Annotated in this window: 1 pseudogene; it reads left to right on the top strand. The window is 72.9% G+C overall.

What is annotated here, in order from left to right:
- Positions 1-577: pseudogene (locus tag KUM32_RS24450) on the top strand (XRE family transcriptional regulator); the annotation flags it as partial.
- Positions 578-785 lie beyond the last annotated feature (208 nt).

Genomic DNA, 785 nt, shown 5'->3' with positions numbered 1-785 from the left:
GGCCCTGGGCGCCGCGTTCGCGCACTTCAACGAGGACCTGTGCTCCGTCGTCATCCGCGAGACGCTGCGCCTGGACGAGCGGCGCTGCATCCGCAGCACCTCCGTGCACCAGGTGCTGCGCGCGACCCGCGACGGGGCCAGCCGGTTGACGGTCGTGCACTGCATCGACGACACCTCCGCCGAGTCGATCGACGTCGTCGTACGCTGCGGCAAGCCGGGCTCCGTACGCTTCCTGCCCGAGCTGCGCTGCATCATCATCGAGGTGCTGCTCGGCCGCGAGTTGGCGCGCAACGAGACCGCGGTGATCGACTACGAGGTGCTCCTCGGCCCGAGCAACGTGCCCTCCACCCACCACGAGCGGCGCACCCGCGTCCACCTGCGCGAGTACCTGCTGCACGTCTACTTCCACCCCGACGCCCTGCCGGCGGGCTGCCACCGCTACTACCGCGAGCAGATAGGGGCCGAGAAGCGCAACAGCCGCCGTATCGCGCTCGACGTCTCCCACTCGGCCCACATGCTCCCGATCCGCTGCCCGGCCGGCGTGCACGGCATGTCCTGGGAGTGGCCCACGGACTGACCACTGGGCTGACCGGCGAACTGGCACGTCGCGTATGCCGTGCCCACGCCGTCTCGCGTGCTCAACCACCGGCCGCGCCCGAGCGACCCGGCCCACGCACCCCGGCGAGCCCGGCCCGGCCCTCCCGGCCTGGCCTCGGACCAGCCGCCTCCTGCCCCACCACGCGTCGGCCTGTCCCGACCCCGGGCGCCCGGGGTCGGGACGAAGG

This window comes from Streptomyces sp. AC627_RSS907 (assembly GCF_019049165.1).
The sequence above is the reverse complement of the archived record's forward strand: the minus strand, read 5'-3'. Positions and strand labels throughout refer to the sequence as shown.